The sequence below is a fragment of the Polaribacter sp. genome, from assembly GCF_965656025.1.
Classification (GTDB): domain Bacteria; phylum Bacteroidota; class Bacteroidia; order Flavobacteriales; family Flavobacteriaceae; genus Polaribacter.
Window position 1 is genome coordinate 22,715 of sequence record NZ_CBFHJT010000037.1, and the last position, 5,770, is coordinate 28,484.

Below are 5,770 nucleotides of genomic sequence, written 5' to 3' on the forward strand. Positions count from 1 at the left end.
GCGTGAGTTAGAGTGGGTTAGGCAAGGCGCAAAAGGAAGGCAAACGAAACAAAAAGCTCGTTTAAAGAACTATGACAAATTAATGAGTCAAGATCAAAAACAAGTGGATGAAAAACTGGAAATTTACATTCCAAATGGCCCACGTTTAGGAACCAATGTTATAGAAGCAACTGGCGTTTCTAAAGCTTTTGATGATAAAATTTTATATGAAAATTTAGAATTTAATTTGCCACAAGCAGGTATTGTTGGTATTATTGGACCAAATGGTGCTGGTAAAACCACTATTTTTAAAATGATTATGGGCGAAGAAACCCCGGATAATGGAAGTTTTAATGTTGGTGAAACTGCAAAAATAGCCTATGTAGATCAAGCGCATTCAGATATTGACCCAGATAAAACCATTTGGGAGAATTTTTCTGATGGACAAGATTTAGTAATGATGGGAGGCAGACAAGTGAATTCTAGAGCCTATTTAAGTAGATTTAACTTCTCTGGATCAGAACAAAACAAAAAAGTAAATACACTTTCTGGTGGTGAACGTAACCGTTTGCACTTGGCAATGACTTTAAAAGAAGAAGGAAATGTATTGTTATTAGATGAGCCAACAAATGATTTAGATGTAAATACCTTACGTGCTTTAGAGGAAGGCTTAGAAAACTTTGCAGGTTGTGCAGTGGTTATTTCTCACGATAGGTGGTTTTTAGACAGAGTTTGTACACATATATTAGCTTTTGAAGGAAATAGTGAAGTGTACTTTTTTGAGGGTTCTTTTTCTGATTACGAAGAAAATAAGAAAAAACGTTTGGGTGGAGATTTAATGCCAAAACGAATTAAATATAAAAAATTAATACGATAATTTATAGAGAAATGAAAAAGAGAATTTTAAAACTCTTAGTCTTATTTTTAGTTGTGTTTGTTTTTGGTTGCGAACCAGAAGAAAATTGTGAAACAAAACAAAACTGCTTTACAAGACCAGATGGAAGCAAAGAATGTTTTGATGTACCTGTAAATTGTATAGATAATGGCTTTGGTTATTAAATTCAGATATAAAAAATTAAATATAATAAAGCCTCATTTCTTTTCAGAAATGAGGCTTTTAACTTCTACTTTATTCAATACAATTTACAAATAGTTAAGAACAATAAATTCAAAAATTTGAAAGTTCAAACATACTAAATCAAAACTTTTTTTTTATAGGTATAAATACCTGTTTTTAATTTCTACTTCTTCTTGAATCTACTTTTCTTCTTTCTTTTTTTATCTTAACAGTTCTTTTAATTTTAGCAGGTTTTTTAATTTCTACCCTTTTTCTAACACTTGGCACTCTATTCACAGTGTTATTGTTTCTTCTTGTACTGTTATTTGTAATTGCTGTATTTCTAGAAGTTCTGGTAGAGCTATTTCTTGTAGTTATAGATCTTCTATTAGTTGTTACAGGTTTTCTATTAGTATTAGAAGGTTTTCTGTAACTAAAATTACCATTTCTTCTTTCTGTCCTATTAGAGTTCGCAATAGCTGCTGGTTTTCTTCTTCTTAAAATCTTACTTCGTTTACCAATGTTGGCATTTCTATTTGCTTTGTAGTAAAAATACCTGCTATCTTCTCTAAATTTTGTATAATTTCTTCTAAAATTATTTCTAAAGAAAAAAGGATCGTTGTAATTAAAAATTGTGCCTATGTTAATATTTAATCTAACACCATTGTCAAAAAAGAAATTGTCTCTAACATTTCCGTAAAAAATAGGATTTCCAAAGCTATTGTAACGAACTTTTAAATTGCCTACTCTTGTTAGCCTATTTCTATAATAGTTCATATAAACATTTCCAATTCTAGAAACGTTTCCTCTAATATCATATCTAATACTTATGTTTCCAATACGTCTAACTCTTCCTCTAAAATCTCTTGTAATTGCTATGTTATTTCTTCTAGAACGAATTCCATTATAATCGTAAAATTCATCATTTGTGTTAAAATCAAAATCTCCGTTTACAAACACAAAAAATTTTACACCACCGTCAAAAAATTGAACAGCATTGTTATAAGAGTATATACCCCTGTTGTTGTTTGGTAAATAATTGCCATTTTTGGCTTCAACAGTAGAAACCATCATGATCATTGCTAATAATAAAAGTATACCTTTTTTCATAATATATGGTTTTAAGGGTTTTGCCTACTCTAATTGCTTTTCGGCTTCCGCATTTGTTTTAGTAATTTCAAAGAACGTGCCAAAAAATTATTTTTTTGATATTAAAAAGTAGTTTTTGTTGTAAATTATTGGATGTTAAAGTGTTTTATTAATTAAAAAATTATTTTTTCTTTTGATAAAGAACTCGTAAATTAGACCAAGTTTAAAATACCATAACGTTTATTTTTTATGATTGAAGCCATTGAGCAAAATTTACAAAAAGGAATTGTACTACTACAAAATATAAATGACTCCCAATATTCAGATACCTCTATTGCCCCTTATCATTCTAGTATAGGATCTCATATTAGACATGTTTTAGATGTTTTTTCGTGTATTTTTAATGGATTGGATAATAATTTAATTGATTTAACAAAGAGAGAAAGAAACGAGCTTGCAGAGACAAAAACAAGCGCAGGTATCGTTTATTTTGAAAGTATAAAAGAGCAATTAAAAAAAATAAAAAAAGAAGATTTAGATAAAAAAATAAGAGTTACAGATAATTTAGGTTTGGGTAACGAAACTGTAAATTATACAATTGGTGCAACACTAATGCAAGCTCAAAGTCATGCTATTCATCACTATGCAAGTGTGGGGTATTTAATTCATCAACTAAATATAAAATTACCAGATAATAATTTTGGTTTTAATCCATCAACACCAAAAAAGTCCTTAGCTAAATTATTTTAAATAGAATGTGATTGTTTTTTTGCTTTAAAAAAACCTCTTTACAATTCGTTGGATAAATAAAAGAAAAAGGTTCTTTTAGATTAAATTGCGATGATGTTGTTGTAAAATTTCCTTCAAAATCTTTAAAACCATTTGCATTATACCTTGCTACAGTAATTTTATTGGTATTTATTTGTGTTTCTATTTTAAACCAAGCACCACTTCCAATACCTCCTAACCAAGTCGCATTTTTTAAATTAAATTTTTCTAAATCAGGTTTTTCTGTACCTATTAAATTAGGTTCCACATCAAACTTATTAAAAAAAGAAGCCTTGTATTCTTTTAAAATTGATCTGTTTTTATATTGTTTTAATTTTTGATTTTCAACACTATACAAACTATCATTTGTAGTTGCTTTTATCACATTACCAATAGGGCTAGGAGTAAACAAGTTAGAGCTTTGCAACCTTTTTTTTATTTTATGATTTGTGGTGGATGCTATTAAAGTATCTGTTACAAATCTTGCGCAATTACTACCATTTTTTATAAAAGCACCATAAGGTATTTCTTTTTTACTGATACATTTTTCTATATACTGATGTGCTATCTGATAATCAATTTCTTCATTAATACCAGCCACCAATCTACCATCTCCATGAGTTTTTTCTGGATGCGTTTCTATCCAGAGTAAAATTTCTTCTAAATTTAAAAGTTCATTATTTTTAAATTTTGCTTTTAAAGGAACTACTAATTCTGGGTCTGTTTCTTTACTTCTAACACGCCCATTTCCATAACTGGTAATATATCGTCCAAAATCGAAATAATTAATTTCTGAGGCGCTTTTTTTTATTAATAATAAAGCTGCATGACCTGCTTGAACTGCGTGTTTTGTGCCAATTCCGATCTTTGGCCAAATAGCACTCGATTTTTCCCAATATGCGGGTCTAACAACAGTATCTGGATAGGATAAAAGAACAATAATACCATCAGAATTCTGCATAAAATTAATTATTAAAAATAGCTTTTAATAAAATTCTAAAAGTTTTAAAAGCAAAAAAGATGGTAAAAATTAATAAGATACTTGCAGCCGCTAAAATTAAGTAAGAAATATATTCTTTAGGTGTGTCTTTAAACTTATTTAAAGCTTTATAACCCATAGTAAGAGTAATTGGAGAAGCAATAAAAAGGGAAATTAAAAGTGCTAAATACTTTAGTCCTTTGCCTAATAAATTAACATTCGTACTCATTTTTATAATTTTCTATTGCGTTTCTAACATTGCCATATTTTTTTATTAAAATGGATGCTTCCTCCACGTTAATCTTTAATTCTTTAGCCAACATTTTATTCCCTCTTTCTACCAATTTATTGTTAGAAAGTTGCATGTCTACCATTTTGTTTCCTTTGACTTTACCTAGTTGAATCATAGTGGCAGTAGACAACATGTTTAATACTAATTTTTGAGCTGTACCGGCTTTCATTCTAGAGCTTCCTGTAACAAATTCAGACCCTACAATTACTTCTATTGGAAATTGAGAAACATGTGCTAAAGGACTGTTTTTATTACAAGTAATACAGCCAGTTATAATATCATTTGAGTTACATTTTTCTAGAGCAGCAATAACATAAGGTGTTGTACCAGATGCTGCAATACCAATTACAACATCTTTTTTAGAAATATTGTGTTTTTGTAAATCTTGCCAACCTTGTGTTTTAGAATCTTCTGCAAATTCTACGGCTTTTCTTATGGCAATATCTCCACCAGCAATAATACCTATAACCAACTCATGTGGTACGCCAAAAGTTGGCGGACATTCAGACGCATCTACAATACCCAATCTACCAGAAGTACCAGCACCAATATAAAAAAGTCTGCCTCCATTTTGTAATTTAAAAACAATTTGCTCGGTTAAAGAAGTAATTTGAGGTAAGGCTTTTTCGACAGCCAAAGGCACCGTTTTGTCTTCGGTATTAATGTTGGTTAATAATTCTGTAACAGACATCTTTTCTAGATGATTGTATTTAGAATCTTGCTCTGTAGTTTTAATAAATTTCATTGCCATCAAAAATACAGAAAATAAAATTTCTAAAATTAAAAACTACATAAGTTTATGCTAGATTTTAGTTTTATTTAATTATTTTTTTTAACTAAATCTACACTTAACATGTCTGTTTCTGAAATATGAAAATAGCCTAAAGGAAAGTTCTCTTCATTGGATGTATTAATGATATTACCCAATAAAGAGGCTGGTACAGATTGAAAAGGCCCACCTGCATTTACGCCACTTTGGTCTAATAAAATTCTGAAATAGCTATAATATTCTTTTGTAATACCCGAAAGTTTAACTTTTATGGTAGAGGGTAATTCAATATCATCCATATCAATAAAATAAGAAAAATTGTATACCTCTCCATTAAAAAATCTATCTTCTATGGTTACAAAATTATTATAATCAAAATTAAATAAATAGTAATTTTCTATGTTGCCGTCATCAGTAATAGAAACTTCTAATTCTATTTCATCGCCAGAAAAAAGTGTTTCATCACCTTGTTTTATAGTATTTATAACTGTAGATTTTACTTTAGTCGCTTTGCCTTTATAAGTTTCATTATTATAAATAACTGTTAACTCATAGCTAACATCATCTTCAGGAATAAAACTGGTTACAGGTTCGTAAACTCCATCGGCATTCGCATCTGAAAAATTTATAATTGCATTGTTAGACAAATTTGTTAAAAATACAGTAGCATTAGAAACTTTAGGGATGGTTTCATCAAAATAATCTGCAGATAATGATAGTTTAACTTCAGTATTTGCTACTACAGGATTTTGGTCAAAAAGCACTTCAAAAGTGGCGTCTATTACTAATTTTGGTTCAATTGATGGTACATCTATATCTACAACTTTTTCGCAATTT

Annotated in this window: 8 protein-coding genes; 3 read left to right on the plus strand and 5 right to left on the minus strand. The window is 29.2% G+C overall.

Annotated elements, in window-relative coordinates:
• The coding region (locus ACTG3S_RS08570) for an ATP-binding cassette domain-containing protein (RefSeq protein ID WP_439128942.1) at positions 1-856 on the plus strand (856 nt) is incomplete at its 5' end.
• Between the two features lie 11 nt (positions 857-867).
• Positions 868-1,038: a hypothetical protein gene (locus ACTG3S_RS08575; protein WP_439128943.1), complete on the plus strand. Its 171-nt coding sequence runs from the start codon at positions 868-870 to the stop codon at positions 1,036-1,038.
• Between the two features lie 175 nt (positions 1,039-1,213).
• On the opposite strand, the gene ACTG3S_RS08580 is transcribed toward ACTG3S_RS08575, so the two are convergent.
• The gene (locus ACTG3S_RS08580; protein WP_439128944.1) at positions 1,214-2,146 is read right to left on the minus strand and encodes a hypothetical protein; all 933 of its coding nucleotides are present in this window, start codon (positions 2,144-2,146) and stop codon (positions 1,214-1,216) included.
• A gap of 228 nt (positions 2,147-2,374) precedes the next feature.
• Between ACTG3S_RS08580 and ACTG3S_RS08585 the strand changes: the two genes are divergently transcribed.
• Positions 2,375-2,875, plus strand: a complete 501-nt coding sequence (locus tag ACTG3S_RS08585; RefSeq protein ID WP_439128945.1) for a DinB family protein — start codon at positions 2,375-2,377, stop codon at positions 2,873-2,875.
• Here the strand turns inward: ACTG3S_RS08585 and ACTG3S_RS08590 are convergent.
• The 4 genes from ACTG3S_RS08590 to ACTG3S_RS08605 all read right to left on the minus strand — a co-directional run.
• Positions 2,862-3,854, minus strand: a complete 993-nt coding sequence (locus tag ACTG3S_RS08590) for a DUF6695 family protein (protein WP_439128946.1) — start codon at positions 3,852-3,854, stop codon at positions 2,862-2,864. The two genes, ACTG3S_RS08585 and ACTG3S_RS08590, sit on opposite strands and share 14 nt — an antisense overlap.
• 4 nt (positions 3,855-3,858) lie before the next feature.
• On the minus strand, positions 3,859-4,101 hold the full coding sequence (locus tag ACTG3S_RS08595) for a DUF6095 family protein (RefSeq protein WP_439128947.1): 243 nt from the start codon (positions 4,099-4,101) through the stop codon (positions 3,859-3,861).
• Positions 4,085-4,909 (minus strand): N-acetylmuramic acid 6-phosphate etherase, encoded by an 825-nt coding sequence (murQ, locus tag ACTG3S_RS08600; protein WP_439128948.1) that lies wholly within the window; start codon positions 4,907-4,909, stop codon positions 4,085-4,087. Before murQ ends, ACTG3S_RS08595 begins: the two co-directional genes overlap by 17 nt.
• A 74-nt stretch (positions 4,910-4,983) precedes the next feature.
• Positions 4,984-5,770: DUF4249 family protein (locus tag ACTG3S_RS08605; RefSeq protein ID WP_439128949.1), on the minus strand; the 787-nt coding region annotated here is incomplete at its 5' end.